The organism is Luteimonas pelagia (assembly GCF_054776035.1).
In genome coordinates this window covers 787,271-812,855 of sequence record NZ_BAAHCG010000001.1, presented here as the reverse complement: position 1 = coordinate 812,855, position 25,585 = coordinate 787,271, and the positions used below count along the sequence as shown (strand labels likewise).

The 25,585-nt window shown below is 71.4% G+C and carries 17 protein-coding genes and 3 pseudogenes; 8 read left to right on the top strand and 12 right to left on the bottom strand.

All coding sequences use genetic code 11. The annotated features are described in order from the left end of the window. Positions 1 to 359 precede the first annotated feature (359 nt). The 5 genes and pseudogenes from ACYU7H_RS03755 to ACYU7H_RS03735 form a co-directional block, all read right to left on the bottom strand. Positions 360 to 1,004: a sensor histidine kinase gene (locus ACYU7H_RS03755; RefSeq protein WP_460812589.1), complete on the bottom strand. Its 645-nt coding sequence runs from the start codon at positions 1,002 to 1,004 to the stop codon at positions 360 to 362. Next, entirely contained in the window at positions 1,001 to 2,737 is a 1,737-nt protein-coding gene (locus tag ACYU7H_RS03750) for a response regulator (protein WP_460812588.1), read from the bottom strand. The genes ACYU7H_RS03755 and ACYU7H_RS03750 overlap by 4 nt, the downstream gene beginning before the upstream one ends. Beyond that, positions 2,722 to 4,704, bottom strand: a pseudogene (locus ACYU7H_RS03745) (response regulator); the annotation flags it as partial. The gene ACYU7H_RS03750 and the pseudogene ACYU7H_RS03745, both read right to left, overlap by 16 nt. After that, a pseudogene (locus ACYU7H_RS03740) lies at positions 4,704 to 4,773 on the bottom strand (histidine kinase dimerization/phospho-acceptor domain-containing protein); the annotation flags it as partial. The pseudogenes ACYU7H_RS03745 and ACYU7H_RS03740, both read right to left, overlap by 1 nt. 237 nt (positions 4,774 to 5,010) lie before the next feature. Then, a pseudogene (locus ACYU7H_RS03735) lies at positions 5,011 to 7,860 on the bottom strand (HAMP domain-containing protein); the annotation flags it as partial. Positions 7,861 to 8,515: 655 nt separating this feature from the next. On the opposite strand from ACYU7H_RS03735, the gene ACYU7H_RS03730 reads away from it, so the two are divergent. Together ACYU7H_RS03730 and tkt are read left to right on the top strand one after the other, a co-directional pair. After that, positions 8,516 to 9,826 carry a dicarboxylate/amino acid:cation symporter gene (locus tag ACYU7H_RS03730; RefSeq protein ID WP_460812586.1) on the top strand — a complete coding sequence of 437 codons (1,311 nt, stop codon included), beginning with the start codon at positions 8,516 to 8,518 and terminating at the stop codon, positions 9,824 to 9,826. A 515-nt stretch (positions 9,827 to 10,341) separates the two neighbouring features. Continuing rightward, complete coding sequence (gene tkt / locus ACYU7H_RS03725; protein ID WP_460812585.1) at positions 10,342 to 12,330, top strand: transketolase; 1,989 nt, start codon at positions 10,342 to 10,344, stop codon at positions 12,328 to 12,330. A gap of 318 nt (positions 12,331 to 12,648) precedes the next feature. On the opposite strand, the gene ACYU7H_RS03720 is transcribed toward tkt, so the two are convergent. The 4 genes from ACYU7H_RS03720 to ACYU7H_RS03705 all read right to left on the bottom strand — a co-directional run bounded on the left by ACYU7H_RS03720 (position 12,649) and on the right by ACYU7H_RS03705 (position 15,349). After that, positions 12,649 to 13,398, bottom strand: a complete 750-nt coding sequence (locus ACYU7H_RS03720) for a sulfite exporter TauE/SafE family protein (protein ID WP_460812584.1) — start codon at positions 13,396 to 13,398, stop codon at positions 12,649 to 12,651. Between the two features lie 240 nt (positions 13,399 to 13,638). Beyond that, entirely contained in the window at positions 13,639 to 14,064 is a 426-nt protein-coding gene (locus ACYU7H_RS03715) for a DUF6691 family protein (RefSeq protein WP_460812582.1), read from the bottom strand. Further along, on the bottom strand, positions 14,061 to 14,486 hold the full coding sequence (locus ACYU7H_RS03710) for a YeeE/YedE family protein (RefSeq protein WP_460812580.1): 426 nt from the start codon (positions 14,484 to 14,486) through the stop codon (positions 14,061 to 14,063). Before ACYU7H_RS03710 ends, ACYU7H_RS03715 begins: the two co-directional genes overlap by 4 nt. Next, positions 14,486 to 15,349, bottom strand: a complete 864-nt coding sequence (locus ACYU7H_RS03705) for an MBL fold metallo-hydrolase (protein WP_460812579.1) — start codon at positions 15,347 to 15,349, stop codon at positions 14,486 to 14,488. Before ACYU7H_RS03705 ends, ACYU7H_RS03710 begins: the two co-directional genes overlap by 1 nt. A 97-nt stretch (positions 15,350 to 15,446) precedes the next feature. Between ACYU7H_RS03705 and ACYU7H_RS03700 the strand changes: the two genes are divergently transcribed. Together ACYU7H_RS03700 and ACYU7H_RS03695 are read left to right on the top strand one after the other, a co-directional pair. Then, complete coding sequence (locus ACYU7H_RS03700; protein WP_460812578.1) at positions 15,447 to 15,791, top strand: ArsR/SmtB family transcription factor; 345 nt, start codon at positions 15,447 to 15,449, stop codon at positions 15,789 to 15,791. 189 nt (positions 15,792 to 15,980) lie between these two features. Continuing rightward, positions 15,981 to 16,445 carry a protein tyrosine phosphatase family protein gene (locus ACYU7H_RS03695; protein ID WP_460812576.1) on the top strand — a complete coding sequence of 155 codons (465 nt, stop codon included), beginning with the start codon at positions 15,981 to 15,983 and terminating at the stop codon, positions 16,443 to 16,445. Here the strand turns inward: ACYU7H_RS03695 and ACYU7H_RS03690 are convergent. Then, on the bottom strand, positions 16,442 to 17,338 hold the full coding sequence (locus ACYU7H_RS03690; protein ID WP_460812575.1) for a S1/P1 nuclease: 897 nt from the start codon (positions 17,336 to 17,338) through the stop codon (positions 16,442 to 16,444). The genes ACYU7H_RS03695 and ACYU7H_RS03690 overlap by 4 nt on opposite strands. A gap of 113 nt (positions 17,339 to 17,451) precedes the next feature. Here ACYU7H_RS03690 and gap point away from each other — a divergent pair, with 113 nt between their 5' ends. The 3 genes from gap (at position 17,452) to ACYU7H_RS03675 (ending at position 21,483) form a co-directional block, all read left to right on the top strand. Further along, on the top strand, positions 17,452 to 18,456 hold the full coding sequence (gene gap / locus ACYU7H_RS03685; protein WP_460812574.1) for a type I glyceraldehyde-3-phosphate dehydrogenase: 1,005 nt from the start codon (positions 17,452 to 17,454) through the stop codon (positions 18,454 to 18,456). 61 nt (positions 18,457 to 18,517) lie between these two features. Beyond that, the gene (locus ACYU7H_RS03680) at positions 18,518 to 20,236 is read left to right on the top strand and encodes a sensor domain-containing diguanylate cyclase (protein ID WP_460812572.1); all 1,719 of its coding nucleotides are present in this window, start codon (positions 18,518 to 18,520) and stop codon (positions 20,234 to 20,236) included. A gap of 68 nt (positions 20,237 to 20,304) precedes the next feature. Next, a complete protein-coding gene (locus ACYU7H_RS03675; RefSeq protein WP_460812571.1) occupies positions 20,305 to 21,483 on the top strand; it encodes a phosphoglycerate kinase in 1,179 nt (392 codons plus the stop codon). Here the strand turns inward: ACYU7H_RS03675 and ACYU7H_RS03670 are convergent. Beyond that, positions 21,464 to 22,063 (bottom strand): GNAT family N-acetyltransferase, encoded by a 600-nt coding sequence (locus ACYU7H_RS03670; RefSeq protein WP_460812570.1) that lies wholly within the window; start codon positions 22,061 to 22,063, stop codon positions 21,464 to 21,466. The genes ACYU7H_RS03675 and ACYU7H_RS03670 overlap by 20 nt on opposite strands. Then, positions 22,060 to 23,382: a short-chain fatty acid transporter gene (locus tag ACYU7H_RS03665; protein WP_460812568.1), complete on the bottom strand. Its 1,323-nt coding sequence runs from the start codon at positions 23,380 to 23,382 to the stop codon at positions 22,060 to 22,062. The genes ACYU7H_RS03670 and ACYU7H_RS03665 overlap by 4 nt, the downstream gene beginning before the upstream one ends. 276 nt (positions 23,383 to 23,658) lie before the next feature. Here ACYU7H_RS03665 and ACYU7H_RS03660 point away from each other — a divergent pair, with 276 nt between their 5' ends. Further along, positions 23,659 to 25,584, top strand: coding sequence for a DUF3857 domain-containing protein (locus ACYU7H_RS03660; protein ID WP_460812566.1), 1,926 nt, complete (start codon positions 23,659 to 23,661; stop codon positions 25,582 to 25,584). Position 25,585 lies beyond the last annotated feature (1 nt).

Sequence of the window (25,585 nt, the reverse complement as noted above, 5' to 3'; positions counted from 1 at the left end):
CGTGACGCAGCCGCGGCAATCGCGCCTGTAGAGGCGCTCCTACGGGGGAAAGCGACATCGCTCCGTGGGGGCGCGCCCACGCGCGCGATGGATGTGCGACGCGGCCGCGGCAATCGCGCCTGTAGAGGCGCTCCTACGGGGGAAAGCGACATCGCTCCGTGGGGGCGCGCCCACGCGCGCGATGGATGTGCGGCGCGGTCGCGGCAATCGCGCCTGTAGAGGCGCTCCTACGGGCGGAAAGGGGGACATCTCGCTGTAGGAGCGCGCCTAGGCGCGCGATGGGTGGGTGACGCGGCCGCGGCAATCGCGCCTGTAGAGGCGCTCCTACGGGGATAGGGATTTCCTCCGTAGGAACGCGCCTACGCGAGGGGCAGTTCGAATCGCAGGCGGATGCCGTTATCGGTCGGTTCCGCGACCAGGCGTCCGCCATGGGCCTCGGCGATCGCGCGCGCGATCATCAACCGCAGGCCCAGTCCCTCGTCGGGCGGATCGGGGACCGGTGCCTCCAGCAGCGAACCTGCCTCCCCGGCCATGCCATCGGCTTCCACGTCGAGCCGGAGCCGGTCGCCCGCGACGGACAGCCTGATGCGCGGCGGCGCATCGCCGCGGGCTGCCGGATGGACGGCGATCGCACGCATCGCCTGCACCAGCCGGCCGGGATCGCCGCGCAGGCGCGCCTCCACCACGCCGGGCGCGACCTCGGGGGTGACCCCCGACAGCACGGCATCACCCTCCAGCGCCATCGCAAGCAAGGCGTCCGGCTCGCAATCCTGCAGCGCGCCGAGCAGTCGTCCCTGCGAGGCGCGCGACCAGTCGGCCACCTCGTCGATCATCCGCGACAGGCGCCGCGTCTGGCGGTCGATCAGGTCGAACAGTTCCTTCTGCCGCGACTCGTCCAGCGCGCCGGAGCGCAGCAGGTAGGACGCCGTCTGCAGCGGGGCCAGCGGTCCACGCAGGTCGTGGGCCAGGCGGTCCAGCCACTCGGGCATGCCGGACGCGCTCATGCGTCGTCGGCCCCGGTGCGCGCGGGATCAAGGCAGATCGCGCGGATGTCCTCCAGTTCCACCGGCTTGACCAGGTGCCGGTCGAAGCCGGCCTCGCGCGTGCGCCGGCGATCCTCCGGCTGGCCCCAGCCGGTGACCGCGACCAGCAGCATCGCGTCGCCGTCCGGGCGCGCGCGGAGCACGCGGGCGAGGTCGTAGCCGCTCAGCCCGGGCATGCCGACGTCGAGGAACACGATCTCCGGCTTGTAGTCCGCCACGATCCCCTCGACCTCGTGCGGGTCGTAGGCGCGCTTCACCTGGTGGCCGAGGAGCTCGATCATCATCGCCAGCGTGTCGGCCGAATCGCGGTTGTCGTCGACCACCAGCGTGCGGCAGCGTTCGCGCACGCAAGGAGTGTCGGCCCGCGGGGCCTCGCGCGGCGGCGCCACCGCGCCGGGCACCTTCAGCGGCAGGCACACGCGGAACTCGCTCCCGCGGCCCAGGCCCTCGCTGTGCACCTCCACGCGCCCGCCGTGCATCTCGGTGAGCTGTTGCACCAGCGTCAGGCCGATGCCCAGCCCGCCGCGCGCGCGCTCGATGGCGGTGTCGACCTGCGAGAACAGCTCGAAGATGTTGGCGATCTGGTCGGTGCTCAGGCCGATGCCGTCGTCGCGCACGGCCACGCACGCCTCGCCGCCGCGCACCTTCGCCTCCAAACCGATGCGGCCATGGGCGTCGGAGTACTTCGCGGCGTTGTTGAGCAGGTTGGAGAACACCTGCGCCAGGCGCTCGTCGTCGACGAGCATCGGCACGTCCTCGCCAGGCACGTCGAGCTGCAGGTCGTGGCCGCCCGCCTCGATCACCGGCGTCGCCGTCTCGACCGCCGCCTCGAGCACCCGTGCCAGCGTCGTTTCGCGCGGCCGCAGCGCCAGCTTGCCGCGCGAGATGCGCGCCACGTCCAGCAGGTCGTCGATCAGCCGGACCAGCAGGCCGAGCTGGCGTTCCATCGTGCGCTGCAGCGGGTCGTCCGGGGCGCCGTCGGTGGACAGCCGGCGGATGTTGAGCGCGTTGCGGAGCGGCGCGAGCGGGTTGCGCAGTTCGTGCGCCAGCGTGGCCAGGAACTCGTCCTTGCGCAGGTCCGCCGCGATCAGCTGCCGTTCCACGCGGGCACGCTCGCCGATCTCGATCTGCAGTTCACGGTTGCGCGTGGCCAGCTCGGTGTTGGCCTCGCGCAGCGACGCGTTGAGCCGCTCCAGCTCGCGCGCCTTCTCCAGCTGCAGCGCCTCGTTGGCGGCGGCCAGCTTCTCGTTGGCCAGCTGCAACTCGCGGCGCTTGCGGAACAGCTCGACCAGCACCACCACCTTGCTGCGCAGGATCTCCGGGATGACCGGGACCATGACGTAGTCGACCGCGCCGAGCTTGTAGCCCTTCAGCCGGTCCATGTCGGTGACGTTGACCGCGGTGACGAAGATGATCGGCGTCTTCTCGTACCGCGGATGCTGGTGGATCATCGACGCGGTCTCGAACCCGTCCATGCCCGGCATGTTCACGTCGAGCAGGATCAGCGCGAACTCCTCCTCCATGAGGCGCTTGAGCGCCTCCATGCCGGAGCTCGCCTCGACCAGCCGCTCGCCGAGCGGCTCGAGGATCGCGCGGTACGTGAGCAGGCGCCCCGGCTGGTCGTCGACCAGCAGGATGTTCACCGGCTCGGGCGGCACCGCGCCCTCTGGGACGGGGGTCAGCGATGCAACCACTGGCGCAGCACTCCGAGCAGCTGGTCGGTGACGACGGGCTTGGCGAGGTAGTCGGACGCGCCGGCTTCCAGGCACTTCTCGCGGTCGCCCTTCATCGCCTTGGCGGTGACGGCCACGATGGGCAGCGTGCGCAGGTCGGGCTTCTCGCGGATCGCGCGCATGGTGTCGTAGCCGTCCATGCCCGGCATCATGATGTCCATCAGCACCAGGTCGATGGCGTCGTCGCCGGTGACCTTCTCGATCGCCTCCTGGCCGTTGCCGGCGCTGACCACCTGGATGCCGTGGCGCTCCAGCACGCTGGACATGGCGAAGATGTTGCGCACGTCGTCGTCGACCACCAGCACGCGCTTGTCGCGCAGCACGTCGTCGGACTCGTGCAGGCGCTGGACCATGCGGCGCTTGGACTCGGGCAGGTCGTCGATCACGCGGTGCAGGAACAGCGCGGTCTCGTCGAGCAGGCGCTCGGGCGATTCCACGCCCTTGATCACGACCGACTTGGCCACCTTGCGCAGCTTCGCGTCCTCCTCGGCGGTGAGTTCCTTGCCCGTGAACACGACGATCGGAAGGTCGCGCAGGGCCTCGATGCCCTGGATCCGGTCGAGCAGTTCGAAGCCGGTCATGTCCGGCAGCTTGAGGTCCAGGACGACGCAGTCGAACTGGCGGTCCTGGCCGAGCAGATCGAGCGCGGCCTCACCCGTGCCGACGGTGGTGATCTCGATGTCGTCGTGGCGGATGAGCTCCTCAATGCTCATGCGTTCGCGGTCGTCGTCCTCGACGATCAGCAGGCGCTTGACCCGCGGCAGCGTGTATTCCTTGATCCGCTGCAGCGCCGCCGACAGCGATTCGCTGGTCGCCGGCTTGGCGAGGTAGGAGAACGCGCCGCGCTCGATCGAGTGGTGGCGCTCCTCCTCCACGGTGACGATCTGCACCGGGATGTGCCGGGTCGACGAGTCCTGCTTCAGGCGCGCGAGCACCGTCCAGCCGAGCATGTCGGGCAGGAAGATGTCGAGCGAGATCGCGCTGGGCCGGTACTCGCGGACCAGCCGCAGCGCGTCGGCGCCGCGGTTGGCGACCAGCACCTTGAAGCCGAGTGCACGCGCCTGGTCGCGAAGGACGGCGGCATAGCGCGCGTCGTCCTCGACCACCAGCAGGCTCGGCTCGCCGGGCAGCAGCTGGGCGCGATCGTCCGCGATCTGCTCGAGCGCGGCGGCATCCTTCGGACCATGCGCGCCCTCGTGTTCGATGGCCTGCACGTGCGCGGCCTCGGCCCGGCGGCGCGGGTCCTCGGACTGGGTGTCGGGGCCGGAGTAGCGCAGTGGCAGGTACAGGGTGAACGTGCTGCCCTTGCCGGGGGTGCTTTCCAGGGTCAGTTCGCCGCCCAGGAGCCCCGCGATCTCGCGCGAGATGGCCAGCCCCAGGCCCGTGCCGCCGTACTTGCGCGAGGTGCCGGCGTCGGCCTGCTGGAACGCCTCGAACACGATCTTCTGCTTCTCGGGCGAAATGCCGATGCCCGTGTCGGTGACCTCGAAGGCGACCACCGTCGACGCCTCGTCCAGCACCTTGTGGCCCGCGCTCCAGCCGCGGCTGACCGGCCGCGCGGTCAGCGTGACGCTGCCCTCGGAGGTGAACTTCATGGCGTTGGACAGCAGGTTCTTGAGGATCTGCTGCAGGCGCTTGGGGTCGGTGGTGAGCGATCGGCCGAGGCTGGCCGAGAAGTCGACCTCGAAGTCCAGGGCGCGGCGCTCGGCCTCGTGGCGGAAGCTGCGCTCGATGTTCTGCCGCAGGTGCGAGAACGCGATGTCCTCGCTGTCCACGGTGACCGTGCCGGACTCGATCTTGGACAGGTCGAGGATGTCGCTGATCAGGTGCAGCAGGTCGGTGCCGGCGGCGTGGATGGTCTTGGCGAACTCGACCTGCCGCTCGCTGAGGTTCTCGCCCGCGTTCTCGGCCAGCTGCTGGCCCAGGATGAGGATCGAGTTCAGCGGCGTGCGCAGCTCGTGCGACATGTTGGCCAGGAACTCGGACTTGTAGCGCGAGGTGAGCGCCAGCTCGGCGGCCTTCTCCTCGAGCGCCCGGCGGGCCTGCTCGATCTGCTGGTTCTTCTGCTCCACCTCGGTCTTCTGCTCGGCGAGCAGCGTGGCCTTGAGGGCGATCTCCTCGTTGGTCTGCTGCAGCTCCTCCTGCTGCGCGCGCAGTTCCACCGCCAGCTGCTGCGACTGCGCCAGCAGCCGCTCGGTCCGCATGTTCGCCTCGATGGTGTTGAGGGTGATGCCGATCGAGCCAGACAGCTGCTCCAGGAACAGGCGCTGCGACTTGGTGAACTCGCCCAGCGTCGCCAGCTCCAGCACCGCCTTCATCTGGTCCTCGAAGCGGACCGGGATGACCATGACGTTGCGCGGACGCGCGCTGAGCAGGCCCGATTCGATCTGCACAGAATCCGGCGGCACGTCGTTGATCTGGATCAGCTGCCCCTGCGCGGCGCACTGGCCGACCAGGCCCTGGCCGAACTCGAGCGTGCCGCGCGACGCCGGCTGGCCGCCCGCGTCGGCGTAGCCGGCCAGGCGGTGCAGCTGGCGCTTGCCGCGGTCGTCGGCCTCGGCCATGTAGATGACGCCCTGCTGCGCGCCGACCAGCGGCGCGAGCTCGGACAGCAGCGTGGCGCCGAGGGTCTGCAGGTCGCGCTGTCCCTGCATCAGGTCGCCGAAGCGCGCCAGGTTCGACTTCAGCCAGTCCTGCTCGCTGTTCGACTCGGTGGTCTGCTTCAGCGTGCCGATCATCAGGTTCATGTTGTCCTTCAGGTCGGCCAGCTCGCCACGCACGTCCACGGTGATCGAGCGGGTCAGGTCGCCCTGGGTCACCGCGGTGGCGACCTCGGCGATCGCGCGCACCTGGGTGGTCAGGTTGGCCGCGAGCTGGTTCACGTTCGCGGTCAGGTCCTTCCAGATGCCGGCGGTGCCCGGCACGTGCGCCTGGCCGCCGAGGCGGCCCTCGACGCCGACCTCGCGGGCCACGGTCGTCACCTGGTCGGCGAAGATCGCGAGCGTCTCGGTCATCGAGTTGATGGTGTCGGCGAGCGCGGCGATCTCGCCCTTGGCCTCCACGGTCAGCTTCTTGTGCAGGTCGCCGTTGGCCACCGCGGTCACCACCTTGGCGATGCCGCGCACCTGGGTGGTCAGGTTGGACGCCATGCTGTTGACGTTGTCGGTGAGGTCGGCCCAGGTGCCGGCGACACCGGGCACCGTCGCCTGGCCGCCGAGCTTGCCTTCCGTGCCCACCTCGCGCGCCACGCGGGTCACTTCGGCGGCGAACGCGTTGAGCTGGTCCACCATCGTGTTGAGGGTGTCCTTCAGCAGCAGGATCTCGCCCTGCGCATCGACGTCGATCTTGCGCGACAGGTCGCCCTTGGCCACCGCGGTCGCGACCTCGGCGATGTTGCGCACCTGCTGGGTGAGGTTGGACGCCATCGAGTTGACGTTGTCGGTGAGGTCCTTCCAGGTGCCGGCCACGCCGGGCACGCGCGCCTGGCCACCGAGCTTGCCCTCGGTGCCCACTTCGCGCGCCACGCGGGTGACTTCCGCGGCGAACGCGTTGAGCTGGTCCACCATCGTGTTGACGGTGTTCTTCACCTCCAGGATCTCGCCGCGCACCTCCACCGTGATCTTGCGCGACAGGTCGCCCTTGGCCACCGCGGTGGTGACCTCGGCGATGTTGCGCACCTGCGAGGTGAGGTTCGAGGCGAGCGTGTTGACGTTGTCGGTGAGGTCCGCCCAGGTGCCGGCCACGCCCGGCACGGTCGCCTGGCCGCCGAGCTTGCCCTCGGTGCCGACCTCGCGCGCCACGCGCGTGACTTCCGCGGCGAACGCGTTGAGCTGGTCCACCATCGTGTTGATGGTGTCCTTGAGCTGCAGGATCTCGCCCTGGGCATCGACCGCGATCTTGCGCGACAGGTCGCCGCGCGCCACGGCCGTGGTCACCTCGGCGATGTTGCGCACCTGCGAGGTCAGGTTCGACGCCATCGCGTTCACCGAGTCGGTGAGGTCGGCCCACGTGCCCGCCACCCCCGGCACCTGCGCCTGGCCGCCGAGCTTGCCTTCCGTGCCCACCTCGCGCGCCACGCGCGTCACTTCCGCCGCGAAGCCGTTGAGCTGGTCCACCATCGTGTTGAGGGTGTTCTTCAGCTCGAGCATCTCGCCGCGCACGTCCACCGTGATCTTGCGCGACAGGTCGCCCTTCGCCACGGCGGTGGTGACCTCGGCGATGTTGCGCACCTGCGAGGTCAGGTTCGAGGCCATCGAGTTCACGTGGTCGGTCAGGTCCTTCCACGTGCCTGCGACGTCCGGCACCTGCGCCTGGCCGCCGAGCTTGCCCTCGGTGCCGACCTCGCGCGCCACGCGGGTCACCTCCGCGGCGAACGCGTTGAGCTGGTCCACCATCGTGTTGACGGTGTTCTTCACCTCCAGGATTTCGCCGCGCACCTCCACCGTGATCTTGCGTGACAGGTCGCCCTTGGCCACCGCGGTGGTGACCTCGGCGATGTTGCGCACCTGGGTGGTGAGGTTGGACGCCATCGCGTTCACCGAGTCGGTCAGGTCCTTCCACGTCCCCGCGACGCCCGGCACGATCGCCTGGCCGCCGAGCTTGCCGTCCGTGCCCACCTCGCGCGCCACGCGCGTCACCTCGGAGGCGAACGAGCGCAGCTGGTCGACCATCGTGTTGATGGCCTCCTTCAGTTGCAGCATCTCGCCGCGCACGTCCACCGTGATCTTGCGCGACAGGTCGCCGCTGGCCACCGCGATCGTCACCTCGGAAATGTTCCGGACCTGGGCGGTCAGGTTGTTGGCCATCTGGTTGACCGAGTCGGTCAGTTCCTTCCAGACGCCGGACACGCCCTTCACCTTCGCCTGGCCGCCCAGCAGGCCGGCGGTGCCGACCTCCAGCGCCACGCGCGTGACTTCCGAGCTGAACTCGGTCATCTGCTCGAGCATGCGGTTGACGATGGTGGCCGCGCGCAGGAACTCGCCCTGCAGCGGGCGGCCGCCGGCCTCGAGCGGCACGGTGCGGGTCAGGTCGCCCTTGGCCACCGCGGCCATGGATTCGGTCATCGCCTCGACCGGGCGGACCATGTCGTCGATCAGGCCGTTGACCGACTGTTCCATCTCGCCCCAGTTGCCGGCGCGCATGGACAGGTTGATGCGCTGGCGGGTCTGGCCCTCGTGGCCGACCTTTTCACGCACGCGTGAAAGCTCGCCCGCGAGCTGGCGGTTGGCGGACACGACCTGGTTGAAGTGCTCGGCGAGCTTGCCGTGGATGCCCTCCCAGTGCTCGGGCAGCTGGACCTCGAAGTCGCCGTTGCGCACGGCGACCATCGCCGAGAGCAGCGCCTTCATCGGATCCCCGTCCTCGATCCGGCGGCCGGGCGCGGCGCGCGCCGCCTTGCGCGCCGGCGTCTTCTTCGGGGCCTGTTCGGTCCCGCCGCTGGCGCGGCGCGGACGGCGGGCGGTGTCGGTACTCACGCGGTCGTTCTCCCCCGGTACTTGCGTGCGCGGGCGTGGCCCGCGAATGGCCCGCGGCGACCTGGACCGGATGGTCCCGGGCGCGGGCGGATCGCGGACCATACCTTGCGTGGGCGTCGCGTCGATGTGTACGCGGCGCGAAGAGCGGGCGGCAGGGCGCGGCGGGGCACCCCGCGTGCGCGAACCGTGACGCGCGTGCGCCCCGGCGGCGCGGGGCCGGTGGTGTACCCTCGCGGCGGTTCGAGGGGATCGCCGGGGGAAGGCAATGCAAGAGGGCACGGGCGCGGCGCGCAAGCGGCTGCCGCTGCACTGGAAGATGCTGATCGGCTTCGTGGCCGGCCTCGCGCTGGGCCTGGTGGCGCACTACGTTTCCGGTCCGGACGCGGGTTGGGTGCAATGGCTGACCGGCTACGTCACCCAGCCGATCGGCACGCTGTTCCTGCGGCTGATCTTCATGCTGGTCATCCCGCTGCTGTTCTCGGCGCTGGTGGTGGGCATCGCCGAAATGGGCGACATCCGGTCGCTCGGGCGCGTGGGCTGGAAGACGCTTGCCTACACGGTGATCGTCTCGGGCATCGCTGTGGTGATCGGCCTGGTGCTGGTCAACTGGCTGCAGCCGGGCGCGGGCGTGGACCGCGAGGCCGCGGCGATGATGCTGGCGGAAGGTTCGGAGCGCGCTCAGGCGATCGTGAGTTCGGGCGCGGAACAGCCGCAGGGCCTGAACATGCTGCTGTCGATCGTGCCGGACAACGTGGTCGCGGCCGCGGCCGACAACGCGATCCTCGCGGTCATGTTCTTCGCGCTGTTCATGGGCATCGGCCTGGTGCTGGCCCGCAGCCCGGCGACGGACACGCTCAAGCGCGGCATCGAGGGCCTGTTCGAGGTCTCGATGAAGCTGATCGGCCTGGTCATCCGGCTGGCGCCGTACGCGGTGTTCTGCTTCATGTTCAACCTGGCGGCGCTGTTCGGCTGGGACCTGCTGGTCCGGCTGGGCGCCTACGTGGGCGTGGTCGTGCTGGCGCTGTCGATCCACATGGTGGTCGTCTATTCGATGGCGCTGAAGTTCGTCGGCGGCTACTCGCCGGCGAAGTTCTTCCGCGGGTCGCAAGAGGCCATGGTCATGGCCTTCTCCACCGCGTCCAGCAACGCGACGCTGCCCACGGCGCTGCGCGTGGCGGAGGACCAGCTGGGCCTGCCGCGCCGGGTCTCGCGCTTCGTGCTGACGGTGGGCGCGACCGCCAACCAGAACGGCACGGCGCTGTTCGAGGGCGTCACCGTCCTGTTCCTGGCCCAGTTCTTCGGCATCGACCTGAGCCTGACCCAGCAGGTCACGGTGATGTTCGTCTGCATCCTGGGCGGCATCGGCACCGCGGGCGTGCCCGCGGGCTCGCTGCCGGTCGTGGCGCTGATCTGCGGCATGGTCGGCGTGCCGCCGGAGGGCATCGGCCTGATCCTGGGCGTCGACCGCTTCCTCGACATGTGCCGCACCACGCTCAACGTCACCGGTGACCTGGCCGCGGCGGCGGTCGTCTCGCGCGGCGAGGTCGAGGCGCCCGCGGAACTGGTAGCCGATTGAGGCCATCGCCCCGGGCACTCGCTCCGCTCGCCGCTCTCCGCTCCCGCTCCCGCTCTCCGTCCCGAAGCCCGAACGGGTCGGGACGGGCGGTGGACGGCAGGGGGATTGCGGAGAGCCGGCCAGGGATGGCCGGCGCCCCCGAATCAGGGCAGGACGCCCTGTCTGAGGGGCGGAGCAATCCCCCTGCCGGCCGGCGACCGCTTCGATTGCTTCCGGAGTCGCTCTGGGGGGGCTTCGGAAGGTTGCGCTGGGCAGTCGCCGGCAGAGGGGGCATTGCTCTTCCCTCGGTCAGGACATCCTGTCCTGACTCGGGCGCAGGCCATCCCTGGCCTGCTTGGCCGCAATACCCCCTCTACCGACGCCTGCCTCCTCCGATCCGGGGCTTCGGGTTGCAAAGCTGAAGAGCTGAAGCCGGGACGAGGAAGTGAGGGCATCCGGGGATTCGGGGACCTGGCGTCGGGACACGGGGTCGTCGTGGATGGGACAATGGGCGCTGATCCGCCCCAGGTTGCCCCATGTCCGCCCCGTCCCGCCGTGAGCTCGCCAACGCCATCCGTTTCCTTGCCGCCGACGCCGTCCAGGCCGCCAATTCCGGGCACCCGGGCATGCCGATGGGCATGGCGGACATCGCCGAGGTGCTCTGGAACGACTTCCTGAAGCACAACCCCGCGAATCCCGGGTGGTTCGACCGCGACCGGTTCGTGCTGTCCAACGGCCACGGCTCGATGCTGCAGTACGCGCTGCTGCACCTGGCGGGCTACGACATGTCCGTCGATGACCTCAAGGCGTTCCGCCAGCTCGAGTCGAAGACCCCGGGGCACCCCGAGAACTTCATGACCCCGGGCGTGGAGACCACGACCGGGCCGCTGGGGCAGGGCTTCGCGAACGCCGTGGGCTTCGCGCTGGCCGAGAAGCTGATGGCGCAGCGGTTCAACCGGGACGGCCACGCCATCGTCGACCACCGGACCTGGGTGTTCATGGGCGACGGCTGCCTGATGGAGGGCATCTCGCACGAGGCCGCCTCGCTCGCCGGCACCTGGGGGCTGGGCAAGCTGGTGGCGTTCTGGGACGACAACCACATCTCGATCGACGGCGACACCGCCGGCTGGTTCACCGACGACACGCCGGCGCGCTTCGAGGCCTACGGGTGGAAGGTGATCCGGGACGTGGACGGCCATGACGCCGACGCCATCCGTGCGGCCATCCAGGACGCCATGGCGGCCAGCGACCGCCCGGTGCTGGTGTGCTGCCGCACGACGATCGGCTACGGGTCGCCGAACAAGGCGGGCAAGGAGTCGAGCCACGGCGCGCCGCTGGGCGGCGACGAGCTGGCGGCCACGCGCGAGGCGCTGGGCTGGTCGCATGGCGCCTTCGAGGTGCCGGAGGCGGTGCGCGCGGGGTGGGACGCGCGCGAGGCCGGCGCCCGGCGCGAGGCCGACTGGAACAGGGCGTTCGAGGCGTATTCGAAGGCGTTCCCGGAGCAGGGTGCCGAGCTGTCGCGCCGGATGGCCGGCGAGCTGCCGGCGGGCTTCGCCAAGGCGGCCGACGACTACGTCGCGAAGCTGCAGGCGGACGGCCCGGAGGTCGCCTCGCGCAAGGCGTCGCAGATGGCGATCGAGGCGTACGCGCCGCACCTGCCGGAGCTGGTGGGCGGGTCGGCCGACCTGGCGCACTCGAACCTGACCCTGTGGAAGGGCAGCAAGTCCGTGGCGGGCGACGACGCCGACGCCAATTACATCTACTTCGGTGTGCGCGAGTTCGCGATGACCGCGATCAGCAACGGCCTGGCGTTGCACGGCGGGTTCGTGCCGTACGACGCCACGTTCCTGGTGTTCAGCGACTACGCGCGCAACGCCGTGCGCATGAGCGCGCTGATGGGGGCGCGCGCGGTGCACGTGTACACGCACGATTCGATCGGCCTGGGCGAGGACGGCCCGACCCACCAGCCCATCGAGCACATGGCCAGCCTGCGTTACATCCCGCACAACGATGTCTGGCGCCCGTGCGACGCGGTCGAGTCCGCGGTGGCCTGGCGCGCGGCGATCGAGCGCGCGGACGGGCCGAGCTGCCTGGTGTTCTCGCGCCAGAACCTGCCGCACCAGGCACGCGATGCCGAACAGCTGTCGGCGATCGCGCGCGGTGGCTACGTGCTGCGCGATTCGAAGGGCGCGCCGGAGATCGTGCTGATCGCGACCGGCTCGGAGGTCGGGCTGGCGATGGACGCCGCCGCGAAGCTGGGCGACGGCGTGCGCGTGGTGTCGATGCCGTCCACGGACGTGTTCGACCGGCAGGACGCGGCGTACCGCGAGTCGGTGCTGCCGAAGGCCTGCCGCAAGCGCGTCGCCATCGAGGCGGGCGTGGGCGACTTCTGGCGCAAGTACGTGGGCCTGGACGGCGCGGTCATCGGCATCGACCGCTTCGGCGCCAGCGCACCGGCCGGCAAGCTGTTCCCGCACTTCGGCTTCACCGTCGACGCCGTCGTCGAGGCTGCGCGGGCCCTCTGACACCGCGCATCCTCGGCCACCCCCGTAGGAGCGCCTCTACAGGCGCGATCCCGGCGGCCGCGTCACCACCGCCCCAATCGCGCGCGTAGGCGCGCTCCTACAGGGTTACGCAGCTCGGGCGCGGTCACCGCGCCCTTCTCAACCTCCGCCATTCGCGCGCGTAGGCGCGCTCCTACAGGGGTTCCCCCCACCTCCCGTAGGAGCGCCTCTACAGGCGCGATCAGGGCGCACGCGTCACCCACCGGCCCCAATCGCGCGCGTAGGCGCGCTCCTACGGGGGCGGGGTGTGGGCGGCGCCGCCATTGGACACGGCCGGGTTCAGGTGAACAGCAGCTTCGCGGCAGCCACCAGCAGCACGACGCCGAGCGCCCGCCGCAACATTTCGACCGGCAGCCACTTCAGGCCGAGCTGCGTGCCGACCAGGGCGCCGATCGCCACCGCGGCGAGCCAGGCGGGCAGGGCGACCGGCAAGGCGCCGCCCGCCAGCAGCAGGCCGGCGAGCGCAGTGATGGAGTTGATCCAGACGAAGGCCACCGACGTGCCCGAGGCCTCGCGCGTCGGCATCCAGTGCGCGAACAGCAGCAGGGGCGTGAGGAAGATCGCGCCGCCCGTGCCGGTCAGCCCCGACAGCACGCCGATGGCCGCGCCCGCTGCAAGGCCCGCAGGCCAGGGCACGCGTCGGCCCGCGGCGGCGGTGTCCTCGCCGGTCGCGCGCGCCGCGTGGCGGAACACGCCGATCGCCGCGACCAGCAGCACGATCCCGAGCAGGGTGGAGAACTGTTCCCTCGGCAGCGTCACCTGCGCGGCGAGGAACGCCGCGGGCGCCGACGCCAGCACGAACGGCAGCACGTTGCGCCAGCGCACCTGCCCACCGCGCCAGAAGCGGTACAGGCCGATGCCGCCGACCAGCAGGTTCAGCGCGAGCGCGGTGGGCCGCACCTGCTCGGGGGCGAAGCCGAGCAGCGCCATCGCCGCGATGTAGCCGCTGGCGCCTGCGTGGCCCACGGACGAGTAGAGCGTCGCGACCACGAGGAACAGCGCCGCGAGCAGCCAGACGGTGGAGTCCATGCGGGGATGCTAGGGCACGCCGCGCCCGCCAGGCGGGTTTCGCCCAACCAACCGGTTGCACACCCTGTAGGAGCGCGCCTACGCGCGCGATGGTTGGCGCGGGGCGTCGGGCCGGCAGCCGCGTGACCTGTCGACATCGCGACGGCGCGTGCCGTACCCCGGCCCCGGGGACATCGCGCGCGTAGGCGCGCTCCTACACGGAGGGCCGGATGGCGTGGGGTCGCGTCCCGAGGTGCGCGCCTACGGGGTGGCCTTCGCGGGGACGAGGCGGGCGACCTGGGCGCCGGCGAGGAGGGCGGCGATGAAGGCGAACGCCTCCAGCGAGCCGTGCGCCAGGTTCGCCAACGCGGGTCCCGGGCAATAGCCCGCGATCCCCCAGCCGATGCCGAACAGGGTGCTGCCCGCCACCAGCCGCGCATCGATCCGACGGGCTGACGGCAGCTGCAGCGGATCCCCGCACGCCGACGCCGCGCCGCGACGCCGCACCCAGGCGTAGCCGGGCAGCGAGACGGCGAGCGCACCCGCCATCACGAGCGCCAGCGACGGATCCCAGCGACCGGACACGTCGAGGAAGTTCAGCACCTTGTCCGGGTTCGTCATCTGCGAGACCGCGAGGCCCAGGCCGAACAGCGCGCCGGACGCGAGTGCGTACAGGGTCCGCTTCATGCCAGCACCCCCGCGGCGTGGCGCAGCACGTAGACGGTCACGAAGCCCGCGGCCATGAAGACGCACACCGCCACCATGGACCGGGGCGACAACCGCGAGAGCCCGCAGATGCCGTGGCCGCTCGTGCAGCCGCTGCCCAGGCGCGTGCCGAAGCCGACCAGCAGGCCGCCGGCGACCAGCCAGGGCAGCGGGAATCCAGCGCGGGGCACCGCGCCCGAGACGGCGAACCAGGCGCCGGCCGCGAGGACGAGCCCGGCGAGGAAGGCGACGCGCCAGCCACGGCCGACACGCTCCTCGAGCGCGCCGTTGAGGATGCCGCTGACGCCGGCGATGCGGCCCAGCGACCACAGCAGGAGCGTGGCCGCGCCTCCAATGAGCATGCCGCCCAGCAGGGCGGAAACAGGCGTGAAATCGGTGGGCATCAGAGCTGGTCCAGCGGGATCTTGAGGTAGCGGACGCCGTTGTCCTCCGGGTCCGGGAGGCTGCCGGCGCGGATGTTGGTCTGCACCGCCGGCAGGATCAGCGTCGGCATGTCGAGCGACGCGTCGCGCGTTTCGCGCATCTCCACGAACTGGTCTTCCGTGGTGCCGGAATGCACGTGGATGTTGCTGCGCTTTTGCTCGCCGATCGTGGTCTCGCAGGCGGGTTCCCGGCCACCGGGACCGTAGTCGTGGCAGACGAAGACGCGCGTGGCGTCGGGCAGTTCGAACAGGTTCTGGATGGAGCGGTAGAGTAGCCGCGCGCTGCCGCCGGGGAAGTCGCAACGCGCCGTGCCGCCATCGGGCATGAACAGCGAGTCGCCGGTGAACAGCGCATCGCCGACCAGGAACGCGTTGGAGTCGTTGGTGTGCCCGGGCACCGGGATCACGCGGCCCTGGAGCGTGCCGATGTGGAAGGTCTCGTCCGCCGCGAACAGGTGGTCGAACTGCGAGCCGTCCACGGGGAAGTGCTCCCCGAGGTTGAAGATCGGCCGGAAGGTCTTCTGCACCGTGCGGATGCCCTCGCCGATCGCGAGCCTCGCGTCGGGCAGCCGGCCCTTCAGCCAATGGCCGGCGCTCAGGTGGTCGGCGTGCGCGTGGGTCTCGAGGATCCACTCGACCGCCAGGTCCTCCCCCCGGACGAAGTCCAGGACGGCCTGCGCCGACGTGGTGGACGTGCGGCCGGCCCTGGGATCGAAGTCCAGGACCGGGTCGACGATGGCGGCGGCCTTGCCGCCGGGCTCTGCGACCACGTAGGTCCAGGTGCCGCTGTCCTTGTGGAAGAAGGCGTGGACGACGGGGTTCATGGGTGCCTCCCGGTGTGACTGCGACAAGAATAACAGTACTTGCTAAATTAGCAAATACGAATATAATGCACCGGGTCCAGACGGAGGACCCTCCAGGATGAACACGACCGACCAGACCGTCCCGCCACCGATGCCGGTGGACGTGGACGACATGGCCAGGCACGCCGGCGAGGCCGCCACGCTGCTGCGCTCGATGGCGAACGAGCAGCGCCTGCTCGTGCTGTGCCACCTGGCGCAGGGCGAACTGTCGGTCGGGCAGCTGCTCGAACGCATCGACCTGTCGCAGTCGGCCCTGTCGCAGCACCTGGCGATCCTCCGCGATGCGGGCTTCGTCACCACCCGGCGCCAGGCGCAGCAGGTGTTCTACGCACTGGCCGAAGGCCCCGCGCTGCAGGTGATGCAGACCCTCCATGCGCTGTACTGCGCGGATGGCGCGCCGTGATGTGGCTCGCCTGGCTGGGCGCCGGGCGATACGGCCTTCGCGATCGGCTGGCAGACCCTGCCGCGCGCCTTCGCCGCCACGCCGGCGGCCGGCCACGCCGCAACCCTGCCATCCGGCAACCCACCCATCCCACCCACCGCCGCCAGCGCGGCGCGATCCGCGCCATCCCCTGACCGAGGAGACACTCCGATGCCCCCCCGGGACACCATCCCGCGCGTGCCCGGATTCAAGGAGCCGCGCATCGACCTGCTGACCGGCGGGCAGCCCGACGAAGGCGACTGGCTGCGGCTGCGTCGCGCCGGCGTCACGACCGTCGTGAACCTCCGGACCGCGGAGGAAATGGCGGGCCGCGACGCGGCCGGCGAGGCGCAGGCGGCGGGCCTTCGCTACCTGTCCATGCCCATCGACGGCGCGGCGGGCGTGACGCCCGAGGCCGCGCGCGCGCTCTGGGCGCTGCTCGAATCGGAAACGGACGGGGGCGCCACGCTCGTGCATTGCGCGTCAGGCAACCGGGTCGGCGCGCTGCTCGCCGTGGGCGCGGCGCAGTCGGGGGCCATGTCGACGGAACAGGCGATTGAGTTCGGCCGCGCGGCCGGCCTGACGGGGCTGGAGGACCGGGTCCGCGAGCTGCTGGCGCCCGCCGGGACCCGCTAATCGATGGTGGACGCCGGGTCGCCGGCCAGCGCGGCGTTCAGCACGGCGGCCAGCCGGCTCGCCGCGATGCGGACCCGCGCCTCGGCCACCGGCCGCCAGGTGGCGTAGTACGCGACGTCGAGCGTCGCGGCGGGTGGCACCAGGCCATCCTGCAGCACCAGGCGGCAGGACTCCCCGGCCCAGTCCCCGGCAGGGGGCGGCAGGGCCGGATCGACCACCTCGACGGCCATGGGGAGGGCGCGCAGGCGCTCGCGGAGGTCGTCCTCGTCCAGTCCGGCGCTGTGCAGCAGGCCCCCGTCCCATACCGAGTGCAGGTTGCTGCCGGGGTTGCCGTTCGCGTAAGGGGGGATGAAGGGCGCCGGCAGCCGGACCTGGATCGTGTTGCCGCCGCGGTCCCGGGCGAACCCGGCGTGCAGGGGCTGGTGGACGTCGCCGATGAAGTGCACGACGAACTTGAGGGCGCGGAGGCGCTCGGCGTCGCTGCGCGCACGATCCGCGAGGATCGCCGCCTGTTCGCGGATCGCCTCCACCACGCAGTCGCCGCCAGGGCAGGCCGTCGCGGCGTCGTAGCGGCAGCCGTGCTCTCCGAGGTTCACGTAGTGCCACGGCGCCGAACGGCGGCCGAGCCCGGGGTCGTGTTCGCGCAGCTGGTCGGCCCACGTCGAGATGCCGGCCAGGGTCGGCTCGGGCTCGCCCGCCATCAGCCGGGCGGCCTCGGCGCGCGCGGCGGGCGACAGTTCCTCGGTGGCGAGCGTGGCGACCAGCCGGTGCCCGAGCTTGCCCCACGCGGCGGCGGGCCCGGCGGCCAGCAGCAGGAACGCGGCCAGCAGTGCAGGCAGGCGCCGGACGGGGCGGGTCGGGGTGGCGCGGCGCGCGGTCGGGGTCTCGGGCATGGGTCGGGGGTGAAGCGGGGCGTCCGGCGGGCTAAAATAGCGGGCTTTCCGGCGTGCCGGCCACCGTGCACGTCCGTCACCCCGCCCGCTGGCCGGGCCCCGAGGAGCGCGCAATGGCGATCAAGGTAGGCATCAATGGCTTCGGCCGCATCGGACGCAATGTTTTCCGGTCGGCGGTGCTGAATTTCGGCGACGACATCGAGGTCGTGGCGATCAACGACCTGCTCGAGCCGGACTACCTGGCCTACATGCTGCGCTACGACTCGGTGCACGGCCGCTTCGACGGCGACGTCGAGGTCAGGGACGGCAACCTGGTGGTCAACGGGAAGACGATCCGCCTGACCCAGGAGCGCGACCCCGCCAACCTGAAGTGGGATGCGGTCGGCGCGGACGTGGTGATCGAGTCCACCGGCATCTTCCTGACCAAGGATGGCGCGCAGAAGCACATCGACGCGGGCGCGAAGAAGGTGATCATGTCGGCGCCCTCCAAGGACGACACGCCGATGTTCGTCTACGGCGTGAACCACGCGGCGTACGCCGGCGAGGCGATCATCTCCAACGCGTCGTGCACCACCAACTGCCTGGCGCCGGTCGCCAAGGTGCTCGACGACAAGTGGGGCATCAAGCGCGGCCTGATGACCACCGTGCACGCCGCCACCGCGACCCAGAAGACCGTCGACGGCCCGTCCAACAAGGACTGGCGCGGCGGCCGCGGCATCCTCGAGAACATCATCCCGTCGTCCACGGGCGCGGCGAAGGCCGTGGGCAAGGTGCTGCCGGCGCTCAACGGCAAGCTGACCGGCATGAGCTTCCGCGTGCCGACCTCCGACGTCTCGGTCGTGGACCTGACCGTCGAACTCGGGAAGCCGGCCACCTACGCCGAGATCTGCGCGGAGATGAAGGCGCAGTCGCAGGGCGCGCTGAAGGGCGTGCTGGGCTACACCGAGGACAAGGTGGTCGCCACCGATTTCCGCGGTGACGCGCGCACCTCGATCTTCGACGCCGAGGCCGGCATCCAGCTCGACGACACCTTCGTCAAGCTGGTGAGCTGGTACGACAACGAGTGGGGCTACTCCAACAAGTGCCTGGAGATGGCCAAGGTCGTCGCCGCGGCGTGATCGCCGCGGTCGCCCGGGGCGCGTGATGGCGCGCGCCCCGCTGGCCGGTTACGGTTCCCGCATGCCCGCTCCCGGTGCACCAGGCCCGCGACCGCGCGGACGCTCGCTCCGGCGGGCGTTCGGGCGACTGCTGCTGCTCGCATCGCTGCTGCCGGCGCTGATCTTCGGCGCCTTCATGGTCGCCAACCAGCACAACGACGAGCAGCGCCGGCTCAAGGAGAGCCTGTCGGCCTCCGCGGTGGTCACCGCGGATGCCGTGGACCAGGTGCTCGAGGGCAAGCTCAGCAGCCTGGCGCTGCTTGCCGACGTGCGTTCGGCCTCGCCGCCGGACTGGCCGTCCGACCTGGCCGCCCTGCGCGCGCGGCATCCGGAACTGGTCACGGCGCTGGCCACCGATGCGGAGGGTCGCATCGTCGCGGTCGTACCGCGCGAACGGCTCCCGGAGGGACCGCTGGGCGGGGTCGCGGACCGCGACTATTTCCAGACGCCCCGGCGCACGCTGGCGCCGCACATTTCCAACGCCTTCCGCGGGCGGAGCCTCGGCAACGACCCGCTCGTGGCGATCTCCGCGCCGGTCGTGCGCGACGGGGCCTTCGCGGGCGTGGTCGAAGGCTCGATCCGCGTGGACTCGCTCCTGCACGAGGGCGGCAAGGCATTCACCGAGCGCGGTTACGCCATCGCCCTCCTCGACCGCGATGGGAAGGTGATCCTGGCCACGCCGGGCCTGGGCCTGGAATTCCTCGAGGACGTGGACCTGGACGCGCGCTTCGGGCCCGTCACCGGTCGCCGGCCGGCGATGGCCCTGCCCCATGCGCTCGAGGGCGGGGAACCGGCGCTGGTCGCGCGCGCTCCGATGCGTTCGGGCTGGACGCTCGTGCTGGCGGCGAGCGAGTCGCGCCTGATGTCGGGCGTGGCGACGCGGGGCTGGATGCTGTTCGGGGTCCTGCTGCTGGTGACTTCCGGCGTCCTGCTGGCGTCGTGGTGGCAGCTGCGCCAACTGGCCGGCGGCATGCGCGGCCTGCTCGATGCGATGGCGGGCCTCGGGCCGGGCGAGCGCCTGCCGGACGAGAGCCGCGCGCGGATGCCGCGCGAACTGGCACCGGTGGCCGACGCGATCGACGCGCTCGCGCGTCGGCTCGGCGAAGCCAACGCGGGGCTGGAGGAGGCCCTGGCGCGCGAGCGCGGCCTGGCGGCCTCGCTCCAGGACGTGGTCGCCACGCGCGAGCAGGAAGTGGCCGCTCGCACGGAGGAACTGCGCGAGGCCGTCGAGGAACTAGACCGGGTCAGCCGGACCGATCCGCTCACCGGCGCCTTGAACGTCCGCGGCCTGGAGGACTGGATGGAGACGGCGTGGCCGGCACTGCGCGCGAATGCGGCGTGCCTCGGCCTGCTGGCCATGGACGTCGACCATTTCAAGGAGTTCAACGACGCCTACGGCCACCCCGCGGGCGATGCCGCCCTCAAGCGCCTCGTGGGTGCGGTGCGTGGCGCCCTGCGCGGACCGGACGACGAGATCGTGCGCATGGGCGGCGAGGAATTCCTCGTGCTGCTGCCCGGCGCGGATGCCAGGACCACGCGCGAGGTCGGCGAGCGGACCCGTCGCGCGATCGAGGCGGCCGGCATCCCGCACGAGGCGGCCGCGGGCGGGGTGCTGACCGCGAGCTTCGGCATGGCGGTCGCCGATCCCGGCCGCGACGGCGACATCCACCGAGCGCGGGGCGATGCGGACAGGGCGCTGTACCAGGCCAAGCACGACGGCAGGAACCGCCTGCACGGTTGAGCGGTTTTGTCCGCGCACGGCGCGCCTGCGACAATGCGCGCCCCGTGAATCCGCCCGGAACCCGCCCGATGGCCATCCTCCGCATGACCGACCTCGACCTCGCCGGCAAGCGCGTGCTCGTCCGCGAGGACCTCAACGTGCCGATCGACGCCGAGGGCCGCATCAACTCCACCCAGCGCATCGACGCCGCCGTGCCGACGCTGCGCATGGCGCTCGAGCGCGGCGCGGCCGTGATCGTGATGTCGCACCGCGGCCGCCCGGTGGAGGGCGAATGGAGCGAGACGGACTCGCTCGCGCCGGTCGCCGCGCACCTGTCGCGGGCACTGGGCATGGACGTGCCGCTGGTGCGCGACTGGGTCGGCGGGGTGCCGGTTCGGCCGGGCCAGCTGGTCATGCTCGAGAACTGCCGCATGAACGCCGGCGAGAAGAAGGACGACCCGACGCTGGCGAAGGCCTATGCCGACCTGTGCGACGTCTTCGTCATGGACGCGTTCGGCACGGCGCATCGTGCGCAGGCGTCCACCCATGGCGTCATCCGCGAGGCGAAGGTGGCCTGCGGCGGCCCGCTGCTCATGGCCGAACTGGATGCGCTCGGCAAGGCGCTCGACGCGCCCGCGCGCCCGCTGCTGGCGATCGTCGCCGGCAGCAAGGTGTCGACCAAGCTCGAGCTGCTGGCGTCGCTGGTGGGCAAGGTCGACCAGCTGATCGTCGGTGGCGGCATCGCCAACACGTTCATCGCCGCGGCCGGACATGCCGTGGGCAGGTCGCTGTACGAGCCCGACCTCATCGAGACGGCCCGGAAGATCATGGCGGACGCCAGGGCGCGCGGCGCCGAGGTGCCGGTGCCGGTCGACGTCGTCGTCGCGCCCGAATTCAAGGCCGATGCGCCGGCCACGGTGAAGCCGGTCGACCGGGTCGGCGCGGACGACATGATCCTCGACATCGGCCCCGAGACGGCCACGCGCTACGCGGCGATGGTCAAGGCGGCGGGCACGGTGGTGTGGAACGGCCCGGTGGGCGTGTTCGAGTTCGACGCGTTCGGCAAGGGCACCGAGGTGCTGGCGCGCGCGATCGCCGACAGCGACGCGTTCTCGATCGCGGGCGGCGGCGACACGCTGGCGGCCGTGGACAAGTACGGCATCGCCGGCGACGTGTCGTACATCTCGACCGGCGGTGGCGCGTTCCTGGAGTTCCTCGAGGGCAAGACGCTGCCGGCGGTCGCCGCGCTCAGGGCACGCGCGGCCTGAGGTCCGCCCGGATCGCGCGCCACTCGCGCGCGAGCAGGCCGTGCCAGGCGCTGTCGCAGGTCTCGCCGCCGACCTGCCAGCGTTCGCGGAGCAGGCCTTCCTGCCGGAATCCGAGCGTGCGCGCCAGGCGCATCGACCCGTCGTTGCGCGGGTCGATGTCGGCCTCGACCCGGCGCAGCCCGAGCGTGTCGAACGCATGGTCGAGCACGAGCGCGACCGCCTCGCGCGCGAGGCCCCGTCCCCAATGGGCGCTGCCCAGCGCGTAGCCCAGTTCCGCGCGGCCCTGCGCGCGATCGATGGCGGCGAGGGTGCTCGTCCCGATGAGCACGTCCGCCTCCGCCGGGGTGACCACCCAGCACAGCATGTCGTCCGGATCGGTCGCGGCCAGGCCGCGCGCGAAGTACTCGCGCGCCTGTTCCGGATCCGTCCATGCCGGGAAGCTCCAGTAGCGCATCACCCGTGGATCGGAATGCAACGCGAAGAGCGCCTGGAAGTCGGTGTCCCGGAAACCGCGCAGGCGCACGCGCGCGCCGTGCAGGACCGGCAGGGACGCGTCGTCACCGGGCGTGTGTCCGCTCACGACAGCAGCAATCCGATGCCGATGACCACGCCGGTCACCAGCAGCTGCACCACGCAGAACCCCATGACGTCGCGCGCCCGCAGGCCCGCGATCGCAAGCAGCGGAAGCGCCCAGAACGGCTGCACCAGGTTCGTCCACGCATCGCCCCAGGCCACGCCCATCGCCACCTTCGCCATGTCCGCGCCGAGCGCCTCGGCGGCCGGCACCATGATCGGTGCCTGCACGGCCCACTGCCCGCCACCGGACGGCACGAAGATGTTGAGCACGCCGCCGGCGAGGAAGCTCCAGAACGGCAGGGTCTCGGCGGTCGCCAGCGTGACGAACGCGCGCGACAGGTCCGCGGCAAGCCCGGACCCGCCCATGATCGCCATGATCCCGGCGTAGAACGGGAACTGGATGACGATGCCCGCGCCGCCCCGGATCGCCTGCTGCAGGCTGTCCAGCAGGTGCCGCGCGGTCCCGTGCATGACGATGGCAAGCATGAGCAGCGCGAAGTTGACGGTGTCCAGGTCGAGCCGGCCGCCGGCCAGGAAGCGGTCGGCCAGCCACGCCAGGCCGGGCAGCCCGATCGCCAGGGCGAGCAGGCGGCTGTGCTCGAGGCGGTCGGCCAGGCGGGTGCCGTCCGCCGCCGCGGGCGCCGCGGGCGCCTCGGCGTCGTCCCCGGGCGTCGCGTCCGCGTGCACGCGCCATTCCTCCGCGGGCGGCAACATCAGCCGGTTCACCACCGGCACGACGACGAACAGCGCGGCGACGATCGCCAGGTTCCAGGGCGAGAAGATGGTGGCCGACGTCGGCACGACGCCCATCGCGTCGGCCATGAAGTGCCCTTCGCCCGCGATGGCCAGCGGCACCGAGCCGGACAGGCCGCCGTGCCAGACGACGAAGCCCGAGTACGCGCTCGCGACCAGCAGCCGGTAGTCCACGCGCACCTGCCGCGCCAGTTCGCGCGCGAACAGGGCGCCGACCACCAGGCCGAAGCCCCAGTTGAGCCAGCTCGCCAGCAGCGACACGACGGAGACCAGCACGATGGCCGAGCCCGCGCCGCGCGCCAGCGCCGCGAGCCGCCGCAGCCCTGCGCGCACCGGCGGGGTGCTCGCGAGCATGTAGCCGGTCACCAGCACCAGCAGCATCTGCATCGAGAACGCCAGCAGCCCCCACAGGCCGTCGCCCCACAACCGCAGGACCTGCAGCGGCGTCTGCTGCTCGAACGCCATCGCCGCGCCGGCCGCGACCAGCGTGAGCAGCAGGACCAGCACGTAGGGGTCGGGGAGCCAGCGTTCGACGAGCCGCACGGCAGGGCGGGAAACCTTGTCCAGCATCGTGTGTTCCCCCCGCGCGGCGTGCCCCGGCGGACATCGTAGACAACGCGCGGCTGGCCGTCGCGTGCGTCCGTTTGCGTGATATCCCTGACGACGCCACGGTCCGGGACCGCGTCGGCCGTGGAAGCGGGGTAGGCTGTCGCCCGGGGAACACGACTCAGGGACGGGAACAGGGGAATGCGGGGATTGTTGTTGGTCGGCCTGCTGTGGGCGGCAGGCGCGCGCGCGGATGTGATCGAGCATCGCAGCGGGGAATTCGCCTACACCATCGGTCCCGTGCCTGAATTCGTCGTCGAGCGCGACGTGCCGGACGCGTGGCCCGCCGAGGCGCCCGGCGCCGCCGACGAACGCTGGCGCTACTGGCTCTACGACACGCAGGTCGACCGGCGCGAAGGGCGCGACGCGGTCTACCGCGCGCATGCCTACGAAGCGAGGTCGACCTCGCAGCTCGGCGACGCGGGCCGGTTCTCCGTCAGCTTCAGCCCGGGGCACCAGGCGCTGCGCATCCACCACGTGCGGGTCCGTCGCGGGGATGCCTGGCACGACCGGCTCGATCCGGCGGGCATTTCGCTCGCGCGACGCGAGAGCGAGTTCGAGCGCGACCTGTCCGACGGCGAGGTCACCGCGCTGGTGGTCCTGCAGGACATCCGCGTCGGCGACGTGGTGCACGTCGGCTACACGGTCACGGGCGCGAACCCGATCCTGGACGGCCAGGCGAGCGACTGGGCGACCTTCGCGTGGCACAACCCCGTGCTCGACGCCCACCTGCGGGTGCTGATGGATCCGGGCACCGTCCCGGCCATCCACCGCGAGAACGGCGCGCCACGCCCCGTCGTGCGCACGCTGCCCGACGCGGTCGAGGTGTCGATGCACGCGCATGCCTCGCCCGCGATGGTGGACGAGTCCGGCTATCCGGGCTGGTACCAGCCGTTCCCCCTGGCGCAGGTCACCGCCCGCCGGGACTGGTCCGACGTCGTGGACTGGGCGCTGCCGCTGTATCCGCCGGTCGATGGACTCCCCGCCGACCTCGAGGGCCTGGTCGCCGGCTGGAAGGTCCTCGATGATCCCGCCGCGCGGCTCCAGGCGGCGCTGCGCGCGGTCCAGGACGATGTCCGCTACTTCGGCGTCGAGATGGGCGAGAACACCCACCGGCCGGTGTCGCCGCCGATCACCTGGACCCGGCGCTACGGCGATTGCAAGGACAAGGCGTACCTGCTCGTCACCGTCCTCGACCGCCTCGGCATCCGCGCGGTCCCCGCGCTCGTGTCCACGCATCGCGGCCGCGCCATCCGCGATTTCGCGCCGACCGCGGCGGTCTTCGACCACGTCATCGTGCGTGCCGAATTGCCGGAAGGCGTCGTCTGGGTCGATCCGACCCGCACGCAGGAGGGCGGCGACGTGCGCCTGGCGGACACCAGCCACCTTGGATTCGCGTTGCCCGTGGCGCCTGGCGTCGCGTCGCTCGAGGAGGTCGCTCGGCCCGAACGCCACGACAACGCCATCACCACGCGCGAGCGGTTCGAGGTCGGCGAGGATGGCCGGTCGGTCGAACTGGCGATCAGGACGACCTACCGCGGACGCGCCGCCGACCGCGCGAGGCGCACGATCGGGTCGGAACGACCCACGGACGTGTCCCGGCGCTACTCGGATTACTACCGGCGGCGCTACGGCGAACTGTCGGTGATCGAGTCCATGCGCATCAGCGACGACCGCCCGGCGAACGCGTTCGTGGTGCAGGAGCGGTACCGGCTCGCGGCCCCGGTGCGCGTCGATCGCACGCTCCACGTGCTGCCGTTGCAGGCCGAGGCGCTGCAGCCGATCGCCGAATCTCCGCGCACGGTCGAGCGCACGGGTCCGCTCGAGTTCGCGGCGTACCCGACGCGGTATCGGCACGAGATCGAGATCGACGTGCCCGAGGCGTGGGAGGCATCGTTCAAGCGGGAGGCCCTGTCGCACCGTTCGCCGGCCTATGCGTACTCGCGCGAGGTTGAGCCGACCGAGGACGGCGCGCGGGTGGTCTACGAGATGGACGTGCAGCGCACGGAGCTCGCACGGGAGGACGTCGCGGCGCACCTGTCCCAACTGAAGGCGACGCGCGAATCGTTGTGGATCGAGCTCGGTTTCCACGCCTCGCCCGCGTCGCTGGACGCGGCCGAGCGGAGGCGCCGGCTCGAGGCGCTGCTCAAGGATGCGATGGAGTGAA

Coding starts and splice junctions, on each gene's coding strand:
- ACYU7H_RS03675 (WP_460812571.1), top strand. CDS start 20,305: ATGGCCATCCTCCGCATGACCGACCTCGACCTCGCCGGCAAGCGCGTG.
- ACYU7H_RS03700 (WP_460812578.1), top strand. CDS start 15,447: ATGAACACGACCGACCAGACCGTCCCGCCACCGATGCCGGTGGACGTG.
- tkt (WP_460812585.1), top strand. CDS start 10,342: ATGTCCGCCCCGTCCCGCCGTGAGCTCGCCAACGCCATCCGTTTCCTT.
- ACYU7H_RS03730 (WP_460812586.1), top strand. CDS start 8,516: ATGCAAGAGGGCACGGGCGCGGCGCGCAAGCGGCTGCCGCTGCACTGG.
- ACYU7H_RS03705 (WP_460812579.1), bottom strand. CDS start 15,349: ATGAACCCCGTCGTCCACGCCTTCTTCCACAAGGACAGCGGCACCTGG.
- ACYU7H_RS03720 (WP_460812584.1), bottom strand. CDS start 13,398: ATGGACTCCACCGTCTGGCTGCTCGCGGCGCTGTTCCTCGTGGTCGCG.
- ACYU7H_RS03665 (WP_460812568.1), bottom strand. CDS start 23,382: ATGCTGGACAAGGTTTCCCGCCCTGCCGTGCGGCTCGTCGAACGCTGG.
- ACYU7H_RS03690 (WP_460812575.1), bottom strand. CDS start 17,338: ATGCCCGAGACCCCGACCGCGCGCCGCGCCACCCCGACCCGCCCCGTC.
- ACYU7H_RS03715 (WP_460812582.1), bottom strand. CDS start 14,064: ATGAAGCGGACCCTGTACGCACTCGCGTCCGGCGCGCTGTTCGGCCTG.
- ACYU7H_RS03695 (WP_460812576.1), top strand. CDS start 15,981: ATGCCCCCCCGGGACACCATCCCGCGCGTGCCCGGATTCAAGGAGCCG.
- ACYU7H_RS03680 (WP_460812572.1), top strand. CDS start 18,518: ATGCCCGCTCCCGGTGCACCAGGCCCGCGACCGCGCGGACGCTCGCTC.
- ACYU7H_RS03755 (WP_460812589.1), bottom strand. CDS start 1,004: ATGAGCGCGTCCGGCATGCCCGAGTGGCTGGACCGCCTGGCCCACGAC.
- ACYU7H_RS03710 (WP_460812580.1), bottom strand. CDS start 14,486: ATGCCCACCGATTTCACGCCTGTTTCCGCCCTGCTGGGCGGCATGCTC.
- gap (WP_460812574.1), top strand. CDS start 17,452: ATGGCGATCAAGGTAGGCATCAATGGCTTCGGCCGCATCGGACGCAAT.